Origin of the sequence: Arthrobacter sp. CAL618, from assembly GCF_000468215.1 — a bacterium.
In the GTDB taxonomy this organism is placed as follows: domain Bacteria; phylum Actinomycetota; class Actinomycetes; order Actinomycetales; family Micrococcaceae; genus Arthrobacter_D.
The window spans coordinates 1-3284 of sequence record NZ_ASZW01000216.1 but is presented as its reverse complement, the minus strand read 5'-3'; the positions used below and the strand labels follow the sequence as shown (position 1 = coordinate 3284).

The 3284-nt window shown below is 65.3% G+C and carries 2 protein-coding genes; both read left to right on the top strand.

Annotated features, from left to right (window positions below):
* A partial coding sequence (gene infB / locus K728_RS0113020; protein WP_024476993.1) for a translation initiation factor IF-2 occupies window positions 1-2534 on the top strand: 2534 nt, incomplete at its 5' end.
* A 242-nt stretch (window positions 2535-2776) separates the two neighbouring features.
* Entirely contained in the window at window positions 2777-3235 is a 459-nt protein-coding gene (rbfA, locus tag K728_RS0113015; RefSeq protein ID WP_019483469.1) for a 30S ribosome-binding factor RbfA, read from the top strand.
* Window positions 3236-3284 lie beyond the last annotated feature (49 nt).

Sequence of the window (3284 nt, the reverse complement as noted above, 5' to 3'; positions counted from 1 at the left end):
CACCGCAGGCTCCGGCAGCGGAACCAGCAGCCCAGCCAGCGGCCAAGGAAGAATCGTCGGCAGCCAAGCCGGGCGCTCGCCCGGCACCGAAGCCAGCTGAGGCGCAGGCTCCAGCCGCGCGTCCCGGTGCGGCTCGCCCCGGCGCACCGCGGCCAGGCAACAACCCGTTCGCACCCTCACAGGGCATGCCCCGTTCAGGGCGCGGCGACGGCGATCGTTCAGGCGGACCCCGGCCAGGCAACAACCCGTTCGCACCGTCACAGGGCATGCCTCGCCCAGGACGTCGCGACGACGAGCGTGGCCAGCGCCCAGCAGCGGGTGCAGGTGGCCCACGCCCAGCGGCCGGTGCAGGTGGCCCACGCCCCGCAGCGGGAGCAGCCCGTCCGGGCGGTCCCCGCCCAGCGGCCGGTGCAGCAGGTTCACGCCCCACACCGGGGATGATGCCGAACCGCACCGAACGCCCAGCAGCACCCGGTCGCGGTGGCGCAGCCCGTCCAGGCGGCGGACCGGGCCGTGGCGCCCCAGGTGGCGCCCCCGGTGCAGGTGGAGGTGCACCCGCAGGCGGTGGCTTCGGTAAGGGCGGTCGCGGACGCGGCGGCACTGCCGGCGCTTTCGGTAAGGGCGGTGCAGGACGCGGCAAGCAGCGCAAGTCGAAGCGCGCGAAGCGTCAGGAACTGGAGCAGATGTCAGCTCCGTCCCTGGGCGGCGTCAGCGTACCCCGCGGCGACGGCAACACCATTGTTCGGTTGCGTCGCGGCTCATCACTCTCCGAATTCGCCGAGAAGATAGATGCGAACCCGGCGGCACTGGTCACGGTCCTGTTCCACCTCGGTGAAATGGCTACCGCTACCCAGTCCCTCGACGAAGGTACCTTCGAGGTGCTCGGCACCGAACTGGGCTACAAGATCCAGGTCGTTTCGCCGGAGGACGAGGAGCGCGAACTCCTGGGCAACTTCGACATCGATATCGACGCCGAACTCGAAGCCGAGGGCGACACCCAGCTCGAGGCCCGGCCACCAGTGGTCACCGTCATGGGTCACGTTGACCACGGTAAGACCCGCCTGCTGGACGCGATCCGTAAGTCGAACGTCGTCGAAGGCGAACACGGCGGGATCACCCAGCACATCGGTGCCTACCAGATCGACCACGAGCATGAGGGCACCGAAAGGGCCATCACGTTCATTGACACCCCCGGTCACGAGGCGTTCACCGCTATGCGTGCCCGAGGTGCCAAGGTCACCGACATCGCGGTTCTCGTTGTCGCAGCCGACGACGGCGTCATGCCTCAGACGGTTGAGGCGCTGAACCACGCTCAGGCAGCCAATGTGCCGATCGTTGTCGCGGTGAACAAGATGGACCGTGAAGGAGCGAACCCTGACAAGGTCAAGGGCCAGCTCACCGAATACGGTCTGGTTCCCGAAGAATACGGTGGTGACACCATGTTCGTTCATGTGTCGGCGCTTCAGGGCGACGGCATCGACGAACTGCTCGAAGCGGTCCTGCTGACCGCCGATGCGGCACTGGACATGCGAGCCAATCCGAACAAGGACGCCCGCGGTATCGCTATCGAAGCGAACCTGGACAAGGGTCGCGGCGCTGTCGCAACGGTTCTGGTTCAGTCCGGAACGTTGCGCGTCGGCGACACGATCGTTGCGGGTGTGGCTCACGGACGCGTCCGTGCCATGTTCAACGAAGACGGCGACAACGTTATGATCGCTGGCCCGTCCCGCCCCGTGCAGGTGTTGGGTCTTTCCACGGTGCCTCGTGCCGGTGACACCTTCCTGGTGACGCCTGACGAGCGGACCGGTCGCCAGATCGCTGAGAAGCGTGAAGCAGCCGACCGCAACGCAGCCCTGGCGAAGCGCCGCAAGCGCATCAGCCTCGAGGACTTCGATCAGGCCGTTGCAGACGGCAAGGTCGACACCCTCAACCTCATCCTCAAGGGCGACGTCTCGGGTGCTGTCGAAGCACTCGAAGACTCACTGCTCAAGATCGATGTGGGCGATGGAGTTGCTCTGCGGGTTATTCACCGCGGTGTCGGCGCCATCACGCAGAACGACGTCAACCTGGCGACCGTTGACTCAGCGATCATCATTGGGTTCAACGTCCGGCCAGCCGAGCGGGTGGCAGATCTTGCCGACCGCGAAGGCGTCGACCTGCGCTTCTACTCGGTCATCTACGCAGCAATCGATGACATCGAAGCAGCGCTCAAGGGCATGCTCAAGCCAGAGTACGAAGAAGCACAGCTCGGAACCGCAGAGATCCGGGAAGTCTTCAGGTCATCGAAGTTCGGCAACATCGCCGGGTCGATCGTCCGCTCGGGCGTCATCCGCAGGAACTCCAAGGCACGCCTGGTCCGCGACGGGACGGTTGTCGGCGACAACCTCACCATCGAGTCCCTGCGTCGCTTCAAGGACGACGCCACCGAGGTCCGCACGGACTTCGAATGTGGTATCGGCCTCGGGTCCTTCAACGACGTCAAGGCAGGCGACATCGTTGAAACCTACGAGATGCGCGAGAAGCCGCGCGTCTAGGTTGTGAGCTTGGGCGCCCCGGAATCCNTTGCCCACTTCGCGCCCGCACGCGGACTTCGTCCGGAGCGTTCGCTCAGACGCCCACCAACCATAGGCGCCCCGGATTCCCGGGCGTCCGAGTGGGGCGGTCAGGCCTTCTCGGCTTGGCGGCACGTTCGGGGGCTTGCGACGACGACAGTCCTCGCTGGCGTCCTTGAAGTTCCCGATTTATAGGTAAGTATTTTAGGCAAGAGGAGTTAGTTATGGCAGATCCGGCCCGGGCCTCACGGCTTGCACAACGGATTAAGGTAATTGTTGCTGAGGCGTTACGCCGCCGGGTCAAAGATCCACGGCTTGAGGCCGTGACCATCACCGACGCACGCGTGACCAACGACCTCCAGCACGCGACCCTGTACTACACGGTCTTCGGCGACGCAGAAGAGCAGGCGGCCACCCGCACCGCCCTCGAGTCGGCGCGAGGAGTGCTGCGGTCAGAGGTGGGCAAGAACATTACCGCACGGTTGACTCCGACGCTGGAATTCGTCCCCGACGAGATTCCGGTCAACGCAAGCCATCTCGAAGAGCTGCTGCGCACTGCGCGGGAACGCGATGCAGAGGTGGCGGCCATTGCCCAGGGTGCGAAGTTCGCTGGCGACGCTGATCCGTATCGCAAGCCGGACGAGGACGAGGACGACGACGCCGACGAGGTTTCGTCGAAGTAACGGTTAATAACCAGGCACCATGACAGCAGGGTGGGACCGCACACGCGGT